This window comes from Myxococcus sp. CA051A, from assembly GCF_013336705.1.
GTDB classification, from domain to species: Bacteria; Myxococcota; Myxococcia; order Myxococcales; family Myxococcaceae; genus Myxococcus; species Myxococcus llanfairpwllgwyngyllgogerychwyrndrobwllllantysiliogogogochensis.
This window is the reverse complement of record NZ_JABUMS010000008.1, coordinates 457873-477713: the sequence shown is the minus strand read 5'-3', so window position 1 is coordinate 477713 and position 19841 is coordinate 457873. Positions and strand designations below refer to the sequence as shown.

General features: G+C 70.0%; 18 protein-coding genes. 12 read left to right on the top strand and 6 right to left on the bottom strand.

Features of this window, described 5'->3' with window-relative positions; translation table 11 throughout:
* Window positions 1-54: 54 nt before the first annotated feature.
* From HUA74_RS24835 to hemH, 3 genes are all read left to right on the top strand, one after another.
* Window positions 55-1005, top strand: a complete 951-nt coding sequence (locus HUA74_RS24835; protein ID WP_141642281.1) for a TerC family protein — start codon at window positions 55-57, stop codon at window positions 1003-1005.
* 65 nt (window positions 1006-1070) lie between these two features.
* On the top strand, window positions 1071-1457 hold the full coding sequence (gene apaG / locus HUA74_RS24830) for a Co2+/Mg2+ efflux protein ApaG (protein WP_141642282.1): 387 nt from the start codon (window positions 1071-1073) through the stop codon (window positions 1455-1457).
* Window positions 1457-2560 carry a ferrochelatase gene (hemH, locus tag HUA74_RS24825; protein WP_141642283.1) on the top strand — a complete coding sequence of 368 codons (1104 nt, stop codon included), beginning with the start codon at window positions 1457-1459 and terminating at the stop codon, window positions 2558-2560. Before apaG ends, hemH begins: the two co-directional genes overlap by 1 nt.
* Here hemH and HUA74_RS24820 read toward each other — a convergent pair.
* The 3 genes from HUA74_RS24820 to HUA74_RS24810 form a co-directional block, all read right to left on the bottom strand.
* Entirely contained in the window at window positions 2496-3530 is a 1035-nt protein-coding gene (locus tag HUA74_RS24820) for a hypothetical protein (protein WP_217443569.1), read from the bottom strand. The genes hemH and HUA74_RS24820 overlap by 65 nt on opposite strands.
* A 294-nt stretch (window positions 3531-3824) precedes the next feature.
* Window positions 3825-4406 carry a hypothetical protein gene (locus tag HUA74_RS24815; RefSeq protein ID WP_246137136.1) on the bottom strand — a complete coding sequence of 194 codons (582 nt, stop codon included), beginning with the start codon at window positions 4404-4406 and terminating at the stop codon, window positions 3825-3827.
* Window positions 4407-4766: 360 nt separating this feature from the next.
* Window positions 4767-5738: an L-threonylcarbamoyladenylate synthase gene (locus HUA74_RS24810; RefSeq protein ID WP_174456530.1), complete on the bottom strand. Its 972-nt coding sequence runs from the start codon at window positions 5736-5738 to the stop codon at window positions 4767-4769.
* 31 nt (window positions 5739-5769) lie between these two features.
* Here HUA74_RS24810 and HUA74_RS24805 point away from each other — a divergent pair, with 31 nt between their 5' ends.
* From HUA74_RS24805 to HUA74_RS24785, 5 genes are read left to right on the top strand one after another with little or no spacing between them, the layout of a single operon-like run.
* Window positions 5770-7188 carry a TIGR01777 family oxidoreductase gene (locus tag HUA74_RS24805; protein ID WP_174456529.1) on the top strand — a complete coding sequence of 473 codons (1419 nt, stop codon included), beginning with the start codon at window positions 5770-5772 and terminating at the stop codon, window positions 7186-7188.
* A 52-nt stretch (window positions 7189-7240) separates the two neighbouring features.
* Window positions 7241-8170 (top strand): ABC transporter ATP-binding protein, encoded by a 930-nt coding sequence (locus HUA74_RS24800; protein ID WP_174456528.1) that lies wholly within the window; start codon window positions 7241-7243, stop codon window positions 8168-8170.
* On the top strand, window positions 8167-8889 hold the full coding sequence (locus tag HUA74_RS24795) for an ABC transporter permease (protein ID WP_141642288.1): 723 nt from the start codon (window positions 8167-8169) through the stop codon (window positions 8887-8889). Before HUA74_RS24800 ends, HUA74_RS24795 begins: the two co-directional genes overlap by 4 nt.
* Window positions 8886-10757: a Gldg family protein gene (locus tag HUA74_RS24790; RefSeq protein ID WP_174456527.1), complete on the top strand. Its 1872-nt coding sequence runs from the start codon at window positions 8886-8888 to the stop codon at window positions 10755-10757. The genes HUA74_RS24795 and HUA74_RS24790 overlap by 4 nt, the downstream gene beginning before the upstream one ends.
* A complete protein-coding gene (locus tag HUA74_RS24785; RefSeq protein WP_174456526.1) occupies window positions 10754-11845 on the top strand; it encodes a hypothetical protein in 1092 nt (363 codons plus the stop codon). The genes HUA74_RS24790 and HUA74_RS24785 overlap by 4 nt, the downstream gene beginning before the upstream one ends.
* On the opposite strand, the gene HUA74_RS24780 is transcribed toward HUA74_RS24785, so the two are convergent.
* Genes HUA74_RS24780 through HUA74_RS24770 form a run of 3 tightly spaced genes read right to left on the bottom strand, consistent with a single transcriptional unit; the run spans window position 11828 to window position 15336 of the window.
* Window positions 11828-12805 carry a GvpL/GvpF family gas vesicle protein gene (locus HUA74_RS24780; RefSeq protein WP_174456525.1) on the bottom strand — a complete coding sequence of 326 codons (978 nt, stop codon included), beginning with the start codon at window positions 12803-12805 and terminating at the stop codon, window positions 11828-11830. The genes HUA74_RS24785 and HUA74_RS24780 overlap by 18 nt on opposite strands.
* A 9-nt stretch (window positions 12806-12814) precedes the next feature.
* The gene (locus HUA74_RS24775; RefSeq protein ID WP_141641633.1) at window positions 12815-13225 is read right to left on the bottom strand and encodes a response regulator; all 411 of its coding nucleotides are present in this window, start codon (window positions 13223-13225) and stop codon (window positions 12815-12817) included.
* Entirely contained in the window at window positions 13222-15336 is a 2115-nt protein-coding gene (locus HUA74_RS24770) for a PAS domain-containing hybrid sensor histidine kinase/response regulator (RefSeq protein ID WP_174456524.1), read from the bottom strand. Before HUA74_RS24770 ends, HUA74_RS24775 begins: the two co-directional genes overlap by 4 nt.
* Before the next feature lie 448 nt (window positions 15337-15784).
* Here HUA74_RS24770 and HUA74_RS24765 point away from each other — a divergent pair, with 448 nt between their 5' ends.
* The 4 genes from HUA74_RS24765 to HUA74_RS24750 all read left to right on the top strand — a co-directional run bounded on the left by HUA74_RS24765 (window position 15785) and on the right by HUA74_RS24750 (window position 19837).
* Complete coding sequence (locus HUA74_RS24765; RefSeq protein WP_174456523.1) at window positions 15785-17296, top strand: FAD-dependent oxidoreductase; 1512 nt, start codon at window positions 15785-15787, stop codon at window positions 17294-17296.
* Between the two features lie 53 nt (window positions 17297-17349).
* Complete coding sequence (locus tag HUA74_RS24760) at window positions 17350-17838, top strand: hemerythrin domain-containing protein (RefSeq protein ID WP_174456522.1); 489 nt, start codon at window positions 17350-17352, stop codon at window positions 17836-17838.
* Between the two features lie 68 nt (window positions 17839-17906).
* Window positions 17907-18578, top strand: a complete 672-nt coding sequence (locus tag HUA74_RS24755; protein WP_174456521.1) for a DNA-3-methyladenine glycosylase — start codon at window positions 17907-17909, stop codon at window positions 18576-18578.
* Between the two features lie 110 nt (window positions 18579-18688).
* Complete coding sequence (locus HUA74_RS24750; RefSeq protein ID WP_141641627.1) at window positions 18689-19837, top strand: zinc-dependent alcohol dehydrogenase; 1149 nt, start codon at window positions 18689-18691, stop codon at window positions 19835-19837.
* Window positions 19838-19841: the final 4 nt, after the last annotated feature.

The following is a 19841-nucleotide window of genomic DNA, read 5'->3' as shown; positions in this document are numbered from 1 at the left end:
CCCGGACGCGCCACCGCTAGGGTGCGCCGGCTGTTTCTGAAACAGGATTCATACGTGAATACGCAAGTCGCGCTTTGGGTGGGCTTCAACCTCTTCGTCCTGGCGATGCTCGCCGTGGACCTTGGTCTGTTCCACCGCAAGGACCACGCGGTGACGCCCAAGGAAGCGGGCATCTGGACGCTGGTGTGGATTTCCATCAGCCTCGCGTTCTGCGGGGGCATCTGGCACTTCTCGGGGAGCACCCCGGCGCTCCAGTGGCTGACGGCGTATGTCGTGGAGTACTCGCTCTCCGTCGACAACCTGTTCGTCTTCCTGATGGTGTTCAGCTACTTCCGGGTGGCGGCGGAGCACCAGCACCGGGTGCTGTTCTGGGGCATCATCGGCGCGTTCATCATGCGCGCGGTGCTCATCATCGCCGGCGCCGCGCTGGTGCAGCGCTTCCACTGGCTCATCTACCTGTTCGGCGCCTTCCTCGTCTTCACCGCGGTGAAGATGCTCGTCTCCAAGGACGAGGAGATGGACCCGGAGCAGAAGGGCATCGTCAAGCTGGCGCGCCGGGTGCTGCCGGTGGCCCGGCTGGGCGAGGGCAGCCGCTTCTTCCTCACCGAGGATGGCCGCCGCAAGGTGACGCCGCTGTTCATCGTCCTCCTGGTGGTGGAGGCGACGGACCTGCTGTTCGCCCTGGACTCCATCCCCGCGGTGCTGGGCATCAGCCAGGACGCGTTCATCATCTACACGTCCAACGTGTGCGCGATTCTGGGCCTGCGCTCGCTGTTCTTCGTGGTGGCCAGCCTGATGGACAAGTTCCACTTCCTGAAGCTGGGGCTGAGCGGCATCCTGGCCTTCGTGGGCGTGAAGATGTTGATTACGTACTTTGACATCCACCTCCCCATCGCCCTGTCGCTGGGTGTGATTGGCGGCATCCTCCTGGCCGCCATCGTCGCGTCGCTCATCTGGCCCAAGAGCCCGGAGCCCGGTCATGACCGGGAGAGCGCGAAAACCTGAACCCAGACGGGCGGCCTCCGGGGTTTTCCTTGCAACCCGGGGGCCTTGCCTTCAAATGTGGAGGCATGTCTTCCAGCGCCACCACTGATGGCCTCCGCATCACCGTGAAGCCGGCCTACTGGCCGGAGCGAAGCTCGCCCGAGTCGGGTCAGTACGCCTTCATGTACACGGTGGAAATCGTCAACGAGAGCGAGGCGCCCGCGCAGCTGAAGTCGCGGCACTGGGTCATCACCGATGCCACCGGGAAGGTGGAAGAGGTGAAGGGGGAGGGCGTGGTCGGCCGTCAGCCCCGCGTGGCCCCGGGCGAGCGCTTCGAGTACACGAGCTGGGCCATGCTGCGCACGCCGTTCGGCACCATGCGCGGCAGCTACGAGATGGAGCGGCCGGACGGCACGCACTTCGAGGCGCGCATCGCGGAGTTCGCCCTCACCCTGCCCAACGCCCTGCACTGATGATGACTCCGGACCCGAAGCGGGGGCTGCTCCTCATCAACCTGGGCACGCCGGACGCGCCCGAGTCCGGGCCGGTGCGGCGCTACCTGCGCGAGTTCCTGAGTGACGCGCGCGTGGTGGACATCCACCCGGTGGGGCGCTGGCTGCTGCTCAACCTCTTCATCCTCCCGACGCGGCCCGCGAAGAGCGCGGAGGCGTACCGCAAGGTGTGGATGAAGGAGGGTTCGCCCCTGCTGGTGTACAGCCGGGAGCTGGAGGCGGCGGTGCGCGAGAAGCTGGCGGGGGAGTACGACGTGGAACTCGCCATGCGCTACGGCAGCCCGTCCATCCCCGACACGGTGGCTCGGATGCGCGCGCGCGGCGTGACGGACTTCACCGTGCTGCCGCTGTACCCGCAGGAGGCCACGTCGTCCTCGGCCTCGTCGCTGGCCCGGGTGTACGAGGTGATGACGGAGGGCTGGGACGTGCCCAACGTGCGCGCGGTGCCCGCGTTTCATGGGCACCCGTCCTTCCTGGACGCGTTCTCCGTGGTGGCCCGGCCGGTGATTGCCGAGGCGCGCGCGGACCATGTCCTGTTCAGCTTCCACGGCGTGCCGGAGCGGCACGTGCGCAAGACGGACACGTCGGGCCAGCACTGCTTTGCTTCCGCGGGCTGCTGTGACGCGCTCACGGACGCCAACCGGCACTGCTACCGGGCCCAGTGCTTCGCCACCGCGCGAGGGCTGGCCGAGCGCCTGGGGTTGCCCGCGAGCGGGTGGACGGTGTCCTTCCAGTCGCGGCTGGGGCGCACGCCGTGGGTGAAGCCCTACACGGACCTGGTGCTGCCGGAGCTGGCGAAGCAGGGCGTGAAGCGGCTGGCGGTGATGTGCCCGTCGTTCGTCGCGGACTGCCTGGAGACGCTGGAGGAGGTGGGCCTGCGGGCCCGCGAGCAGTTCGTCGAGGCGGGGGGCGAGTCGTTGACGCTCGTCCCCTCGCTCAACGCCCACCCGGCCTGGGTGGACGCCGTGGTGCGGCTGGTGCGCGAGTCCGACGGAGCGCCTACTGCTGCGGCTTCGCCGTCGGCTGGGGCGCGGCCGGAGCGGGAGCCGACTCCAGCGCGGTGAGCTTCAGCTTCACCGTGCCAGGCGGCACCTGGAGCGCGGTGGGGGAGACGGTGCCTCGCGTCGACGAGGTGATGCTGCCCTCCCACGAGCGCCACTTGCCGGCCTTCACCAGGAACTCGCCACGGCCGACGATGCGCACCTCCGCGCTGGCGTCCGTCGCGGTGGGCGGGGCGCCCTCCGGTTCGTCTCCGCCTTCTTCCGGGAGGGCGGCGCGCGCGGGCACGGCGGGCATCGCGCGACGGGTGGCGACCTTGCCCGCGAGCTGGTCCAGCAGGTCGTACTCCAGCGTGGCCACCTGCTCGCCGCCGTCCGCGGGGGTGAGCGCGGTGAGCTTCACGCGGTTGCGGCGCTCCGTCTTGACGATGGTGAACGTGGGGCCCAGGGCGTCGTGCGTCAGCAGCTCCGTGCCCAGCGCCCAGGTGTCGTTGGGGCCCACCGCCGACAGGGGCAGCTCCAGCACCAGCGAGGCCGTGTTGCGGGTGATGCCCTGGAGGCCGTCGAGCACGAAGCCGCGCTCGCTGACGGTGCCGGTGTCCTCGGCGGCGTTGGTGCCCTCCGGGATGACGCGCAGCCGGAAGTCACCCGAGTCGCCGTGCTCCAGCACATAGGTGAAGGCGCTGGGGAACGCGGGGGAGGGGGCGGCGGCGCGCTCGGGCTTCGGCGCTTCCTTGTCGCGGCCCTTCTTGCCCTTGGCGGGCTTGGCCTCCTCCACCTCCTCGACGGCGGCGGGCGCGGAGCCCGCTCGGTCCAGGGTGAGGCGGTAGGCCACGGGCGCACCGGCGGCGGGCTTCCAGCGCAACACCACCTTGGACGGGTCCACCGTGGGCGCGGCCGCGGGCTGGGCGGCACCCGCCTCCTTGGGGGTGTCCTTCAGGCCCGGAGGCCGGGGAATGGGCTCGAGCTGCCCTCGGGGCTCTTCCTTGCAGGCGAACAAAGACAGGGCAACGACCAGGCCGAACAGGCTTCGCATCACGCGGGGACGCTCCTCTGCGAGGACATGCGGGATACCGGAGCCCAGGAGGGCATTTCAAGTCCGTCACCCGGCCGCGTCTGTCGAATGCTTGCGTGAGTTTCCTCCACGGGCTCGCTTGACGCGCCCGATGAAGTCGGGGTTGCGGTGCCCGGCCTCATCCCTTGCAGCCCCAACTCCTTGCATCGCGTTCTGTGGCCGGGTGCGTCATGCGAGGTGGCTGGCGCCCCGGGACTCCTCGCGGTCGTGGAGTCGAGGGGCGCGACGGCACTCAGGTCCGTCGCGCCCGGGTGCTCACTGGGGCGCGTGCGCCACGTAGAAGTCGACCTGCTCCTTCACGCGCCCGGCGAACTCCGGGTTGAGGCGCTCGAGGATGTTCCACTCCAGCTCCAGGAGCCTGCGGATGTTGGGGCGGGCGGAGCGCGTCTGCATCTCCGGCTCCGTCCCCACCAGGGCGGCGGGAGTGGCGTTGGGGGTGTTGTGCACGGTGTCGTAGCCCGTGTGGACGAGGCCGGGGAGGGCCTGGGTCCGGCCGAAGGTCGTGGCGGCCATCTCATAGGCGCGCACGGAGAAGCGGCCATCGGCGCGGATGTGCCCCTCGACGTACAGGCGGGACCAGCGCGTGCCGATGTCGAAGCTGCCCGTCACCTTCCAGGGCGTCTGCAGGAAGTAGGGGTCGGTGCTGGGCAGCAGGTCATAGCCACGGTCCGCGATGACCTTCTCCGCGGCCTTCATGACCTCCATGGCCGGCAGGTCATACACGACGAGGCTGCTGGTCCGCTCCAACAGCACCTTCTGGGGGGCGGCGCACCCCGCGAAGCACAACGCCGCCACGATGCTCGTCATTGCCGCGAGCCATTGCTTCCGCACCATCATCGTCGCCTCGTTCGCTGGAGTGGACCGCGCGACGCAAGGGGAGTCGTGCGCGCGGTGCAGCGAAAACAACGAGGGATGTTTCGGGGCATATCGCCTTGGGCGGGCACTCGTTGCCGCGTGGTGCCTGGAGTCGCGAGGTAACTCCACTTCGGTGCAGGCCAGCCGGCGACTGGCGTCGCGACACCTCCACCGCGCATGTCGCTCAAGCGTTGGGCGCGCGGTGCGCGAGAAGGACAATCAGCTCGAGCTGTTTCCTCGGCGGCCGTTGCTGCTCGGTGACGGGAGCGCGCGAGACTCCGTGTTCGCGTGGAGGCTCGGGAGGCGGGCCCCTCGACGCGATACCTCGCCTTCCGTTGCTGTTCAGGGCTGAGGGTCGCGAGGCGCGGCGGCGCGGGAGAGTCTGTCTCGCACCGCGATGCCCAGCCCGCTGGCGGCGGGGAGACAGACGACGAGCACGTCATGCCCCCGCTCGTCCGCTTCACGCAGCCTCGCGTAGAGCACTCGCGCGGCTCCGGCCGGGTCCTCGGGCACGTCGAAGCGAGGCACGTCCGGCGGCAACTCCAGGCTCTCCGGTCCCAGCACGCCCACGCGCAAGCTCTGTTCCCTCAATGCCCGCACGCGTGCTCCGGCCTCTCCCGGCTCGGCGAGCACCACGCCCGCGCGCGGCGCGTAGTGCGACGCGAGCGAGCCCGACACGCGGACCTTGGATGCGGCACGCACGGGCACCGGATGTCCCAGCACGCGCTCGACGTCCTCGGCGGACAGGCCACCAGGGCGCAGGATGGCGGGGGCGCCGGAGCTCAAATCGACGATGGTGGACTCCACGCCCACGGTGCTCGGTCCACCGTCCAGCACCAGGTCCACGTCCGCGCCCAGGTCCGCGCGCACGTGCTCCGCCGTGGTGGGGCTCACCCTGCCGAAGCGATTGGCGCTCGGCGCGGCCACGCCTCCGCCCAGGGCCTTCAGCACCGCGAGCGCCACCGGATGTCCCGGCACGCGCAGCGCCACCGTGTCCTGGCCGCCCGTCACGGCGTCCGTGGCCCGGGGCGTGCGAGGCAACACGAGCGTGAGCGGTCCAGGCCAGAAGGCCTCGGCGAGACGGTGCGCGGCGTCGGGGATGTCCCGGGCCCAGGAAGACAGGTGCTCGGTGCCAGACAGATGGACGATGAGCGGGTGGGTGGCGGGGCGGCCCTTGATGGCGAAGACACGGCGCACCGCCAGCTCGTCCTCGGCGTTGGCCGCGAGGCCGTACACCGTTTCCGTCGGCAGGGCGATGACACCGCCGTGCCGCAGCAATTCCACCGCGCGCTCGACGAGCTCCGGATTTAGCATGCGTGGCCGCACTGTCGCGCCGGGAGGAAGCATGGGCAAGTCGCACGTCTTCGATGCGCGCAGTCGGATGCCGGTGTCGGCCTCCGAGCTGTTCGCCTGGCATGCCCGGGAAGGGGCGCTCGCACGGCTGACGCCCCCCTGGGAGCGGATGGAGCTGCTGGAGCGCTCGGGCGACGGCATCCACCCTGGCGCCCGCGTCACCATGCGGATGCGCCTGGGCCCCTTCCCCCGCCGCTGGGTGGCCGAGCACACGGCGTACGTGCAGGACTCGCTCTTCCAGGACACGCAGGTGTCCGGCCCGTTCTCGAAGTGGGTCCACACCCACCGGATGTGGCCCGAGCCCGCGACGAACTCCTCCGTCCTGGAGGACGAGGTGGAGTACGTCCTGCCCATGGGCCCGCTGGGCAGCCTCTTCGGTGGAGGCACCGCGCGTCGCACGCTGGAGCGGATGTTCGCCTATCGCCACCGGGTGACACTGGAAGACCTGCGGCGCCACGCCGCCTTCGCGCACGCTGGCCCCCTCACCGTGGCCATCACCGGAGCGTCCGGCTCGATTGGCTCGTCGCTCGTGCCGTTCCTCTCCACCGGCGGCCATCGCGTGAAGCGCCTGGTGCGAGGCCGCGCGGACGCGTCTGGGAACGAAGTGTCCTGGGCACCCGACAAGGGAGAGGTGGACACCGCCGCGCTGGAAGGCGTGGACGCGGTGGTGCATCTGGCGGGCGCCAACGTCGCGGGCAAGCGCTGGTCCCCCGAATACAAGGACGCCATCCTCAAGAGCCGCACGGAGGGCACGCTCACGTTGTCGGAGGCGCTGGCGCGCATGAAGCGCAAGCCTCGGGTGCTGGTGTGCGCGGCGGGCAGTGGCATCTACGGCGACCGGGGTGACGAGCCGCTTACCGAGGAGAGCGCCCCGGGCACCGGCTTCCTCGCGGACGTGTGCCGCGCCTGGGAGGCCGCCACCGCGCCCGCGGAGGCCGCTGGCATTCGCGTGGTGCACCTGCGCATCGGCCCCGTGCTGGACGCTCGCGATGGCGCGCTGGCGAAGATGCTGCCCGCCTTCCTCGCGGGCGGCGGTGGACCCATCGGCTCCGGTCGCCAGTGGATGAGCTGGGTGTCGATGGAGGACATCCTCGGGCTCTTCCACTTCAGCCTCTTCACGGAGGCGGCGCGTGGCCCTATCAACTCCGTGGCGCCGGGAGCGGTGCGACAGGCGGACTTCGCGAAGACGCTGGGTCGGGTGCTGAGACGGCCTGCCTTCCTGCCGATGCCCGCCGCGGTCATCCGCACCCTCTTCGGGCAGATGGGGCAGGAGGCCCTGCTGGCGGGTGCCCGGGTGCTTCCCTCCACCGCCGAGCGGCTTGGCTACTCCTTCCTCCTGCCGGACCTGGAAGGGGCGCTGCGCTTCACGCTCGGCCGCACCACGGCGGGGCCGGAGTTCCGCCACGACTGAGCGGTTCGGCGCTTGACAATGCCCCCTGGGGGGACTGATGGAATGGCCCCCTATGATTCAGGTCGAAGGGCTGACCAAGTACTACGGTGAGCATGCGGCCATCCGGGACCTGGCTTTCACCATCGGCCAGGGTGAAGTCATCGGCTTCCTCGGCCTCAATGGCGCGGGCAAGTCGACGACGTTGAAAGTCCTCGGCTGCGTGCTCTTGCCAACCGCCGGCCGTGTCGTCATCGACGGCCATGACGTGGTGAGCAATGCCCACGAGGTGCGACAGCGCATTGGCTACCTCCCGGACGTGCCGCCGCTCTACGAGGAGATGACGGTGGGCGAGTACCTGGCCTACGTCGCGCGCTTGCGCGGCGTGACGGCCCGGGACGCCACCGCGCGCGTGGGCGAGGCGGAGGAGAAGACGGGTCTTCGCGAGGTGGATGGCGAGCTCATCTCCACGCTCAGCCATGGCTACCGCCAGCGCGTGGGCGTGGCGCAGGCGCTGGTGCACAAGCCCGCGCTGCTCATCCTCGACGAGCCCACCAGTGGCCTGGACCCTCGGCAGATTGTCGAGATGCGCGACGTCATCCGCGGGCTCAAGGGCACGCACACGGTGCTCGTCTCCAGCCACATCCTCCCGGAAATCTCCCAGACGTGTGACCGGCTCCTCATCATCCACAAGGGGACGCTGGTGGCGCAGGGGACGGAGGAGGAGCTGGGACGGAAGATGGGCGGCGGAGGCTCCATCGAGGTGGAGGTGCGGGGAGACCGGGCGCGTGCGCTCGAGGTGCTCAAGCCCTTTGGTGCGGTGGACGTGGACCGGGCGGCGGACGGCGTGGTGTCGCTGACGCTGCGGGCCTCTCCGGACGAGCGTCCGCGCGTGGCGCAGGCGGTGGTGGGCGCGGGGCTGGAGTTGTTGCGGTTGGACCAGGGCGCGGGCCAGTTGGAGTCCATCTTCCTGCGACTGACGCACGGTCAGGAGGTGCGCGCGTGAAGGCCCTGCTCATCGCCCGTCGCGAGCTGTCCGGCTACCTGCGCACGCTCAGCGGCTACGTCGTCATCGCGGTCATCCTCGCGTTGAACGGCCTGTTCTTCAACGCGTACGCCCTGGGCGGCGCGAGCAAGCGCTCCGCCGAGGTGCTGTCGCAGTTCTTCTATTACTCGAGCGGCTTCACCATCGTCGCCTCGGTGTTCATCTCCATGCGGCTGTTGGCGGAGGAGCGGCAGACGGGAACGCTGCCTCTCTTGTACTCGTCGCCGCTGCGAGACCGCGACATCGTGCTGGGCAAGTTCCTGGCGGGGCTGGCCTTCCTGTCGCTGTACGTGCTGTGCACGCTGTACATGCCGGTGCTGGTGCTGGTGAACGGCAAGGTGTCCTTCGGCCACGTGGCGGCGGGCTACCTGGGCCTGCTGCTGCTGGGCAGTGCTTCTCTCGCCGTCGGCACGTTCGGCTCGGCGCTGGCGCGCAACCAGTTGCTCGCGGCGATTACCTCCGCGGTGATGCTGGTGGCGCTCATCCTCTGCTGGCTGCTGGCGCGAATCACCGAGCAGCCGCTGTCGGATGTCTTCAGCGCGATGTCCCTGTGGAACCAGCACTTCCCGCCGTTCCAATCGGGGCTCATCCACGTGCGTGACGTCGTCTATTACCTGGTCGTCACCTACGTGGCGCTGTTCGCGGCCACCCGGGTGCTCGAAGCGCGGAGGTGGCGATGAGCACCCGTCCGGTGGGCAATGGGCTGGCGGCGACGCTGGTCTTCGTGGCGGGGCTGGTGGCGGTCTTCATCGGCGAGCGCATCCTGGGCGTGGGGACGGGCCGCGCGGCCTTCTCCGGGCTGGGCGCGGTGGCGGCGGTGGGCGCGGTCATCTGGCGCTTCGCGCGCTCCCGTGGCACGGGCGCGGACCGGCGCACGGTGGATGTTTGGGTGTTGGGCCTCTACGGACTGGGCCTGCTCGCGCTGGCGCTCTACTTCCTCCAGTCCGATGTGGGCACGGCCCTCTTCGGCGGGCCGTTGTCGCAGAAGGCGCCCAAGCTGGCGGTGATGCTGGCGGCGCTGTTCCCCGCGCTCTTGACGTGCTGCCTGGTGCCGCTGGCGCTGGTGGAGACGGCGGCGCAGGCGATGACGCGGGCGCCGGTGCTGGAGACGGGCCGCGCTCGCAGCGCGCTGTTCTCCGGCCTGGGCCTGTCCTTCGTGCTCATCTTCGCCTTCGGGACCATGTACGTCGTCACGCAGGCGAACACGACGTGGGACCTGTCGTACTTCCGCACCGCGAAGCCCGGCGACTCCACGCGCAAGGTGGTGCGCGGACTCAACGAGCCGCTGCAGGTGACGCTCTTCTTCCCGCCCGCGAACGAGGTGGGAGAGGCGGTGCGCCAGTACTTCCAGGACCTGTCCGTGGAGAGCCCGGAGCTGCTCAACGTGGAGCGGCTGGACCAGGCGGTGGAGCCCGCTCGCGCGAGGACGCTGGGCGTGCACAACAACGGCACCGTCGTCGTGGCCCGGGGTGAGCGCAAGGAGCCCTTCACGGTGGGGTTGGAGCTGGACCGCGCGAGAGGGCAGCTCCAGCGGCTGGACCAGGAGGTCCAACGGCGGCTTCTGACGGTGGCGAAGCCCCGACGCGTCGTCTACTTCACCGCGGGCCATGGCGAGCGCGCGGAGACGCGTCCGGTGCCCGGTGAGATGCCGCAGCCGTCCGTGGCCCAGTTCAAGGAGCTGCTGCGCGCGCAGAACGTGGACGTGCGGTCGCTGGGGGGCGCGGAGGGATTGGGCCGTGAGGTGCCTCGCGACGCGGGGGCGCTGGTGGTGGTGGGTGCCACGCGCGACTTCCTCCCCGAGGAACTCGCGGCGGTGCGCGAATACCTGGAGCGTGGCGGCCGGTTGTGGGTGGCGCTGGAGCCGGAGGGCCCTCGCTTCGAGAAGCTGCTGGAGCCCCTGGGCTTGAAGTACGCGGGCACGCCGCTGGCGAATGACCAGGTGTACTTCCGCACCACGCGTCAGCAGAGCGACCGGGGCAACCTGGGCACGGCGACGTTCAGCTCCCATCCGTCCGTCACGTCGCTGTCGGCGATGGGCGGCCAGTCGCCGGTGGCCTTCCTGGGCGCGGGCGCGTTGGACCAGGTGCAGCCGCTGCCCAACGGCGTCATGCACGACATCTCCGTGCGCGCGCATGGCGCGACGTTCGCCGACGCCAACGGGAACTTCACCCCGGACGCCGGAGAGACGCGGCGCACGTGGCCGCTGGTGGTGGCGGTGGAGCAGCCCGCGGCGGCCGGCAAGGAGCCGATGCGCGCCGTCGTCATGGCGGACGCGGACGTGGTGAGCGACGTGGTGTTGTCCAACATGGGCAATGCCTACCTCGCGGTGGACACGCTGCGGTGGTTGACGGGCGAGGAGTCCGTGTCCGGCGCGGTGTCCTCGGAGGAAGACGTGCCCATCCAGCACACGCGGGAGCAGGACGTGGCGTGGTTCTACGCCACCGTGTTCGTGGCCCCGGCGCTGGTGCTGGCGCTGGGCTTCGTGACGACGCGGCGGCGAGGCCGTCGTGCTCCGCGCGCCCCGGTGGCGGCGGGAGGTGAGCAATGAAGGCGCGGGACCTGGCGCTCCAGGGCGCCCTCGCGGTGGTGGCGCTGGTGGCCGCCTATCTCGTGTGGCAGCGGGCGCCCTCGGGTGCTCCCGGTGACGTGACGGTGGTGGAGCTGCCGGCACGCGCCCTGGACAAGGTGCGCTACGAGGACGAGGCGCGCTACGTGGAGCTGTATCGCGACGCGCAGTCGCGGGACACGCTGTGGGTCCGCCTGGGCTACAAGCCCTCGAAGGGCCTCCCCGCGGCGGAGGGCACGGATGCGGGCTCCGCGCCGGGCACGGATGGCGGGGCTTCCGGCACCGTGGCTCAAGGTGGACAGGACGCGGGTACGCCGCCCCTGGCCGCCACGCCGCCACAGCCGCCTCCGCGCGAGCTCCGGGCCAACGAGGTGGCGGCGAAGCTCTTCCCGCGCTTCGCCCCGCTGCGGGCCACGCGGGCGCTCGGCGTGCTCGAGGCGAAGAAGCTGGAAGAGGTGGGGCTGACCACGTCGCAGCGCAAGCTGACGCTGACGCTGGGGGGCAAGGTGGAGACCTTCACGCTCGCCTCGACGACGGGGGGTTGGGGCACGCCCTACCTGCGTCGCGAGTCGGACGGCCAGGTGTTCCTGCTGGGCCCCGCGCTGCTGCCGGATTTGGAGAACGCGACCAGCCGGCTGGTGGACCGGCGGCTGCACACGTTTGATTTGGGTGACTTCGACGCGGTGGTCATCTCCTCCGGGGGCGCGTCGCGGACCTTCACGGCGACCGGCAAGGCGCCCAACCCCGTCGCGTTGGCGCCAGAAGAGGCGCCGGACAAGCCGGACGAGTTCACCCGGAACTGGCATGACCGCGTGTGGCGCCTGATGCCGTTGGACCTGCTGGGCCGCGACGAGCAGCCGACGGGAGGCGAGCCCAAGGAGGCCTTCCGCGTGGAGTACCGGCGCGGCGGCAAGTCCGTGGGCGAGCTGACGGTGGCGCGGGGCACGGACGGCTTCTTCGCGCGCACCGAGCACACCCCCGGCTGGGTCCGCCTCCACGCGGGCGTGGACCCGTTGGCCGCGGAGGCCGCGCGCGTGACGACGCCGGTGTCGTCAGCGGGCGCGCCGTGAATCGGGCGTCTCGGGGATGTCGTCCAGCCCCAGTCGCACGTCGACGAAGCTGTACGGCGCCCAGGGGCCGGTGAAGCGGAAGGCGTAGAGGTCCGAGCGCGCGGCGAGCATCCGGACCCTCGCCTCGAAGTCGGGCACCGCGTCCCTGGTGACGAGGAAGGCCGCGTTGAGCAGCATCCGCTCGCCCACGGGCGCGTCCGTGCGCGTCGCGTTGGCCAGCGGGTGCAGGCCCTCCAGCATCGCGGCCATGTCCAGCGACGCGCGCAGCTCCACGGCTTGCCCCAGCCGTCGCTCGTGCTCGGTCTCCAGCTCGTTCTCCCGGCGACGCAGGCCCGCGTCCTCGAACTCCATGCGTCGGGCCAGGTGCTCGCGGTGGTAGAGCACCTTGAGCCCCAGCTCCACCTTGCCCTCCAGCGCCACCAGGGTCCGGGTGAGCGCGTCCTGGGCGGAGCGCAGCAACCGCCGCACCTCGGCCTCCGAACCCAGCACCGTCCCGAAGGCCACGGGCAGCAGCGTGTGCTCACGCAGCACCACCTCGGCGGCGCGCTGGTGGGCCAACAGGTTGGCTCGCGTCGGGTCCACCACGCGCGCGGGGGCTGACGACACCAGCGCGACGAGCGCTCCTTCGCGCACCGCGTGGACGTGGGCCGGCGGCATCCCCAGGCCGATGGGGCCGAAGTCCAGCGGGCCCTCGATGCGCACCACGCCATAGAGGTAGTGCGGACCCGCGAGTTCCTCCGGCGTCCGCGTGATGCGCGCCCGGGGCTTGCCCTTCGGAGTGTTCTTCACCGTGTTGCGCTTGCCGCGTCCCTCCCGGGGCGGGGGTGGGGTGGGGGGACGGGTTTCCTCGGCGGAGGTCGTGCGTCGGGGCGCCTTGCGCGCGGGAGTACTCTTGCGTGCCGGGGCGCCGCGCCGACCGGAGGCCTTGGACTTGTTGGGAGGGCGAGAGGTCCGTGGCATGGGCACGTCTCAGTGGGACACGGCGGCTCCGCGCTGAGCGAGGATGTGCCGGACCTCCGCCACCAGCTCGTCGGGGAGGCACGGCTTGGTGACGAAGGAGTCGCACCCCGCGCCCTTCGCCTCGTCCGACTGGCCCGTCATCGCATGGCCGGTAAGCGCGACGACGGGGATGGTGCGCGTGCGGTCATCGTTCTTCAGCCGCCGCGTCGCCTCCCACCCGTCGATGATGGGCAACGACAGGTCCATCAGGATGATGTCCGGTGTGAGCGCGAAGGCCTGGTCCAGTGCCTCCTGGCCGTTCCTCGCCTGCGCCACGCGGAACCCGGAGAACTCCAGGTACTCGGCGTACATCTCCCGCGCGTCGTCGTAGTCGTCCACGACGAGTACGAGCGGCTTGAGGTTCGGGGAGGGATTCGTCATGTCCGCCTCGGGCGTCGTGGAAAGTGCAACGTGAAGGTCGACCCCTGCCCAGGGGTACTCTGGAGGGAGACGCGTCCCCCCAGCATGTCGGCCAGACGGCGACAGATGGACAATCCCAGCCCGGTGCCGCCATAGGCCCGGGTGGGCGAGCTATCCACCTGCTGGAAGTCCTCGAAAATCTTCTCCTGGTAGGCCGGGTCGATGCCAATCCCGGAGTCCTCCACGGAGATGGTGAGCATGGAGGTCGACGGAACGTACTCCGCCAGGACCTTCACACAGCCCTCGTGCGTGAACTTCAGGGCATTGGACAGCAGGTTGAGGACGACCTGCTTCACCTTCTGTCGGTCGCTGTGCACCGGCGGCAGCTTCGCGCCCAGGTGCGTCGTCACCGTCAGCTTGCTGCGCGCGATGATGGGGTCCATCTCCGCCATGACTTCCTGGAGCAGCTCGGCGATTCCGAAGTCCGACAGATGCAACGGCATCCGCCCCGCCTCGATGCGGGTGATGTCCAGGATTTCGTTGATGACCTCCAGCAGGTGCCGCCCATTGGAGTCGATGCGCGCCAGGTTGCGCTTCTGCGGCGGTGTCAGCTCACCGGACACGCCCTGCAGCAGCATGTTGGTGTAGCCGAGGATGGCGTTGAGCGGCGTGCGGAACTCGTGGGACATGTTGGCCAGGAACTGCGACTTGGCCGCGCTCGCCTGTTCCAACTGGATGGCCTGCCGGCGCAGCTTCTCGTTCTGCTCCGCCAGCTCCGCGGTGGCCACCTGCACGCGCGCCTCCAGCAGCGTGGAGACCTCCTTGAGCCGCTCCAACAGCCGCGCCTTCGCCAGGGCCTCGCCCCTGTCGCGGAAGAGGGTGACGATGCCCGTCAATTCGCCGCTCTCACCCAGCACCTTGCTGGCCACCGCCTCCACCGGGAGGGTGTCGCCGCTGGCCGGGTCCATCAGGCTGAGCTGCCCGCGCCAGCGCAGGCTGCCCCCGGCGTCCAGCAGGTGCGCGAGGAACGAGGCGAACGTCGCGTGGTTGGAGCGCACGCGGCGCTGCGCGGCGCGGCCTCCATCCAAAGGCGGCGTGAAGAGCTTCTCCGCGGGCTCGTTCATCATCACCGTGCCGCCGGAAGGGTCCGACAGGATGATGGGGTCCGCCACGGAGTCCAGCACCCGGTCCAACCGGTGCCGCTCGCTGCGCGCCTCGCGCTCGGTGGCGCGCAGGCGGCGGTAGCTCTCTCCCAGCGCCTGGGTCGCCCGTCCCAGGTCCGTCACGTTGCGCAGCACGCTCACCATGGCCTCGCGGCCGTCGGGCTCGTACACGCGGGTGCTGACGAGCTCGAAGAGCAGGTCCATCCCCTCCATGGGGTCCACCAGCGGTATCTCGCGCCAGCTGACACCCGGCGCGCCACCGCTGGCGGTGCTGGCCACCGCGGTGGCGAACACGCGCTGGTTGAGGTGGACGGCGCGCCGGTGGCCGTGGCTCGCGTCGGGATGGGCGACCAACAGGGCCTCCGCGCGCGCGTTGGCCAGTCGCGGACGTCCCCTCAGGTCCGTCAGCAGCACCGGGTCCGTCACCGCGTCGATGATGCGGCGAAGCAGCGCGCTGCCCGTCGTGCCCAGCGGCCCCGACGTGGCCTGCCGCGCGAGGAAGGGCCCCGCGTGTCCCGCGACCCACGTCACCTCCGGGGGAAGGGTGGGTCCGCTCGCCCAGACGAGCAACAGCCCCACCGGAGGCGCGTCGGCGCGTCCGAGCGGCACCGCGAACAGGCCTCCCGTGCCTTGCGCGGGCAGGGGCGCGCGCGCACTCGGAAAGAAGCGCGGCGCGGCCTGGGCCAGCGCGTCCGTCAGCGGGTGGGCCTTGTCGTCATCGGACCACGCCTGCAGCGCGGCGTGCTGCGCCTCGGACAGCCCCTTCGCGGCGAGGCAGCTCATCCTCCCACCGGGCTCCTCGCGCGCCAGACAGGCCGCGGCGGCGGCCTGGGCATGCCGGGGCAGCCACTCCATCATGGCCTCGGCGCAGGCGCGTGCCGTGTCGCAGGCGAGCAGTTGCTCGGCCAGGGCCAGGCGTGCATCGGCGGAGGAGGTGGGGTCCAGGGCGAGAGGGACGGGAGAGGCCAATGCGTCAGGCTCCAGGAGTGGGACGAGGTGTTTCGCCAGGGCGCGGGGTGTCGTCGGTCCGAACCTCCAGGTAGGTCACCACGACACGGGCGGCATGCTCGGGAGAGAGGCGGTCCGCGTGGACGACATCGTCCCAGCGAAGGCCGCGGTCCAGGACCCGGTCCATGACATCGACGAGGCTGGTGCTCCCAGCCATTCTTTCCACGGGCATCCTTTGTGGCTCCCTGGTCTTTCGGCAGGGTTCGGGGGGGCCGACCCAGCCCTTTTCTAGCGCGGCGGGTCTGCCCACCCCAGAACCGCTTCCTCGTCGACGTGACTTGCCAACACCCGGCCCCCGGCTCTGTCCGCTCGTGCACATCCCGAGTGACTCCCAAGCCGGGCAGCCGGGCAGGCCCGTGCTTCGACTCGGCGGGTTATCGCACCTCCGGCGCATTCCTAGGTTGAGGACATGGATGAGACGCGGACGAACCGGTCGCTCTGGACCTTGACGGCCCCGCCGCGCGACTTCCCGGCGCTTGCGGGCGACCTGGTGGTGGATGTCGTCGTCATCGGTGCGGGCATCACCGGACTCACCACGGCATGGCTGCTGAAGCGCGCGGGAAAGCGGGTGGCGGTGCTGGAGATGAACCGCATCCTGTCGGGCCAGACGGGGCAGACCACCGCCCACCTCACGGAGCTGCTCGACACGCCCTACGCCACGCTGCGGCGAGACTTCGGGGAGAAGGGTGCCCGACTGGCGGCGTCCTCCAGTCGCGCGGCGATGGAGCAGGTGGCCTCGCTCGTCCAGGAACTCTCCCTGGACTGTGACTTCCAGCGCGTCCCCTCGTTCCGCTACGCGGAGACCGCGCGTCAGTGGGCGTCGCTGGAGCAGGAACTCTCCGCCGCGCGCGACGCGGGCCTTCATGCCTCCCTCACCCACGCGGTGCCGCTGCCCTTCCCGGTGAAGGGCGCGCTGCGCGTGGAGGACCAGGCGTTGTTCCATCCGCGCAAGTACCTGCTCGGGTTGGTGGACTCGCTGATAGGCGAGGGCTGCTTCCTGTTCGAGAACACGCGGGTGACGGAGGTCCACGACGGCGCGCCCTGTCGCGTCGTCACGGAGCGGGGCACCCTCACCGCCGAGGCCGTGGTGGAGGCCACCCACTCGCCGCTCAACCGGGTGCTGCTGCAGACGAAGCTGTCCGCGTATCGCAGCTACACGGTGGCGGGTCCGCTCGAAGGTCCGCTGGAGCCCGGGCAGTACTACGACTCGCAGGAGCCCTATCACTACATCCGCACGCAGTCCGTCGAGGGCCGCGCGTACGTCATCGTCGGCGGCGAGGACCACAAGGTCGGCGCGGAGGAGGACACCGGGCGGCGCTACGCGGCGCTGGAGGACTACGCGCGCAAGCACTTCCCGGTGAAGCAGCTCACGTATCGTTGGTCCGGTCAGGTCATCGAGTCCACGGACGGGCTGCCGTACATCGGCCGCAACAGCGCCAGCCGCCATGTCTACGTGGCGACGGGTTTCTCCGGGACGGGCATGACGTTCGGCACGCTGGCGGGGATGCTCATCAGCGACCTCATCCTGGGTCGGCAGAGTCCCTACGCCGCGCTGTATGACGCCACGCGCGTCAAACCGTTGGCGGGCGCGAAGGACTTCATCCAGGAGAACGCGGAGACGGCCTTCCGCTTCGTCGCGGACCGGCTGGCGAAGCCCGAGGGCAAGCACCTGTCCGAGGTGGCGCCCGGCGAGGCGAAGATTCTGGAAGTCGAAGGGCAGAAGGTGGCCGTCTACCGCGAGGCGGACGGAACCTCTCACGCGGTGTCTCCGGTGTGCACGCATCTGGGCTGCCACGTGCACTGGAACGGCGCGGAGCGCTCGTGGGACTGCCCCTGTCACGGCGCGCGCTACAGCCCCACCGGCAAGGTGCTCAACGGGCCCGCGGTGAAGGACCTGCCCTCCCGCAAGTTGCCCCGCTGAGCCCCGGCTTCTTCGGTTGATGCCAGAACCCCGTTGGACACGGAGATACACCCATGAACGCGTTGGACCTCCTGAAGCAGCAACACGCCGAGGTGAAGAAGCTCTTCACGCAGTACGGCAAGCTCCCGGACCATGCCGATGCGAAACGCCGGGAGTTGTTCGAGATGATCGCCGACCGGCTCAGCGCGCACACCACCATCGAGGAGCAGTACTTCTATCCGGCGTCCAAGGCCAACGACACCGAGGACCTGCTGCGCGAGGCCGTGGAGGAGCACCTGTCCGCCAAGCGCATCATCGCCGACCTGATGGAGATGGAGCCGCACGACGAGGATTTCGACGCGAAGATGAAGGTGCTCCAGGAGCAGATAGAGCACCACGTGGAAGAGGAAGAGGGTGACCTCTTCAAGAAGGTCCGCAAGCTCGTCTCCAAGGAGCAGCTCGAGGACCTGGGCCTCCAGATGGAGGAGGAGTTCGACGAGCTGATGGAGGGCGAGCCCCGGCGCCAGGTGCCCTCCGAGACGGACAAGGCCGCGCTACTCTGAGTCTCGGCTCTTCGTGACAAGAATCGGGTTGCGCGGGGCGCTGGGAGCGGCAGCATGTCACCCCTCCCATGCCGCGTTCTGCTCCCACCGCCCCGCGCCTGCCCGAAGCCTTCACTCCCGAGGTCCGCCGTGCCCTGGCGCGCGAGGACCCGAAGCTGGGCGCGCTGATGAAGCGCGTGGGCTCCTTCCGCCTCCAGTTGAGTCCCCTGCACAGTCCCTTCGCCGCGCTGGCGGAGTCCATCGTCTATCAGCAGCTCCACGGCCGTGCCGCCGCCGCCATCTTCGAGCGCGTCAGCGAGCGCGTGGGCAAGGGCCGCCGCTTCACGCCCCAGGCCCTGCTGTCCGTGTCGGAGCCGGTGCTGCGCGAGGCGGGCCTGTCCGCCAACAAGCTGGCCGCGCTCCAGGACCTGGCGCGCAAGTCCCTGGACGGCACCGTTCCTCCCCTGTCCCGCGTGCGGCGCATGGACGACGCCTCGCTCATCGAGCACTTCACGCAGGTGAGAGGCATCGGTCAGTGGACGGTGGAGATGCTGCTCATCTCCCGGCTCGGTCGGCCGGACGTGCTGCCGGTGGACGACTTCGGCGTGCGCAAGGGCTTCATGCTCGCGTATGGGCTTCCGGAGATGCCGCGCCCCAAGGCGCTGCTGGAATACGGCGAGCGCTGGCGGCCCTGGCGCACCGTGGTGAGCTGGTATCTCTGGCGCGCGACGGAGCTTCCCGTGGAGCCCGTGGTCGGCTGAGCGGCGGTTCGTGCGCCACAAGGCGGCAGGGCAAGCAGGGGCTCGCTGTCGAGCGTCTTGCCGCGAGGCGTCGGAGTCCTCACCCGTATGTGCAACGGGAGAGGACTCACATGCGTGCACTGACGTACCAGGGGCCGTTCAAGGTCCGGGTGGAGAACAAGCCAGACCCTCGGTTGGAGCACCCGCAGGACGTCATCCTCAAGGTGACCCGCACGGCCATCTGTGGCTCGGACCTGCACCTGTTGCACGGCCTGGTGCCGGATACCCGCGTGGGCCACACGTTCGGTCATGAGTTCACCGGTGTGGTGGAGGAGCTGGGCTCCGAGGTGAGCCAGTTGCACAAGGGCGACCGGGTGGTGGTGCCCTTCAATATCTCCTGTGGCACCTGCTTCTACTGTCAGCGAGGGCTGACGGCCTCATGTGAGAACAGCAACCCGTCGAGCGACGTGGCGTGTGGCGTGTATGGCTATTCGCACACGACGGGCGGCTACGACGGCGGGCAGGCCGAGTACGTGCGCGTGCCCTTCGCGGACGTGGGGCCGCTGAAGATTCCCGACGGCATGGAGGACGAGGAGGCGCTCTTCCTCGGAGACATCCTGCCCACCGGCTACATGGGCGCGGAGATGGGTGAAATCAAGGGCGGCGAGACGGTGGTGGTGTTCGGCGCGGGCCCGGTGGGCCTGTTCGCCATGCGGTCCGCGTGGCTGATGGGCGCGGGCCGGGTCATCGCGGTGGACTGCGTGCAGTACCGGCTCGACTTCGCGGAGCGGTACGCGAAGGTGGAGACGGTGAACTTCCGGGAGGTGGACGACATCGTCCTCTACCTGAAGGAGCTGTTCGAGGGGCGCGGGCCGGACGTGTGCATCGACGCGGTGGGCATGGAGGCCGAGGGCTCGCTGGGGCAGCGCGTGCTGGGGCTGGGATTGAAGCTGGAGGCGGGCGCGCCCACGGTGCTCACCTGGTGCATCGACGTCGTGCGCAAGGGTGGCAACGTCTCCATCGTCGGGGTGTACGGCCCGCCGTGGAACCTGATGCCCATTGGCACCGCGATGAACAAGGGACTCACGCTGCGGATGAACCAGTGCAACGTGCGTCGCTACATGCCGCATCTGCTCCAGCACATCCGTGAGGGCCGCATCGATGCGAAGGGCATCATCACCCACCGCTTCCCGCTGGAGGAGGCACCCAAGGCGTACCACCTGTTCGCCCAGAAGCAGGACGGCTGCGTCAAGTGCGTCCTCACCCCTGGGCACGCGTGACGAG

Excerpts from the sequence above, each read along its gene's own strand:
- apaG (WP_141642282.1), top strand. The coding sequence starts at position 1,071 with ATGTCTTCCAGCGCCACCACTGATGGCCTCCGCATCACCGTGAAGCCG.
- hemH (WP_141642283.1), top strand. The coding sequence starts at position 1,457 with ATGATGACTCCGGACCCGAAGCGGGGGCTGCTCCTCATCAACCTGGGC.
- HUA74_RS24820 (WP_217443569.1), bottom strand. The coding sequence starts at position 3,530 with ATGCGAAGCCTGTTCGGCCTGGTCGTTGCCCTGTCTTTGTTCGCCTGC.
- HUA74_RS24815 (WP_246137136.1), bottom strand. The coding sequence starts at position 4,406 with ATGATGGTGCGGAAGCAATGGCTCGCGGCAATGACGAGCATCGTGGCG.
- HUA74_RS24810 (WP_174456530.1), bottom strand. The coding sequence starts at position 5,738 with ATGCTAAATCCGGAGCTCGTCGAGCGCGCGGTGGAATTGCTGCGGCAC.
- HUA74_RS24805 (WP_174456529.1), top strand. The coding sequence starts at position 5,770 with ATGGGCAAGTCGCACGTCTTCGATGCGCGCAGTCGGATGCCGGTGTCG.
- HUA74_RS24800 (WP_174456528.1), top strand. The coding sequence starts at position 7,241 with ATGATTCAGGTCGAAGGGCTGACCAAGTACTACGGTGAGCATGCGGCC.
- HUA74_RS24790 (WP_174456527.1), top strand. The coding sequence starts at position 8,886 with ATGAGCACCCGTCCGGTGGGCAATGGGCTGGCGGCGACGCTGGTCTTC.
- HUA74_RS24785 (WP_174456526.1), top strand. The coding sequence starts at position 10,754 with ATGAAGGCGCGGGACCTGGCGCTCCAGGGCGCCCTCGCGGTGGTGGCG.
- HUA74_RS24780 (WP_174456525.1), bottom strand. The coding sequence starts at position 12,805 with ATGCCACGGACCTCTCGCCCTCCCAACAAGTCCAAGGCCTCCGGTCGG.
- HUA74_RS24775 (WP_141641633.1), bottom strand. The coding sequence starts at position 13,225 with ATGACGAATCCCTCCCCGAACCTCAAGCCGCTCGTACTCGTCGTGGAC.
- HUA74_RS24765 (WP_174456523.1), top strand. The coding sequence starts at position 15,785 with ATGGATGAGACGCGGACGAACCGGTCGCTCTGGACCTTGACGGCCCCG.
- HUA74_RS24760 (WP_174456522.1), top strand. The coding sequence starts at position 17,350 with ATGAACGCGTTGGACCTCCTGAAGCAGCAACACGCCGAGGTGAAGAAG.
- HUA74_RS24755 (WP_174456521.1), top strand. The coding sequence starts at position 17,907 with ATGCCGCGTTCTGCTCCCACCGCCCCGCGCCTGCCCGAAGCCTTCACT.
- HUA74_RS24750 (WP_141641627.1), top strand. The coding sequence starts at position 18,689 with ATGCGTGCACTGACGTACCAGGGGCCGTTCAAGGTCCGGGTGGAGAAC.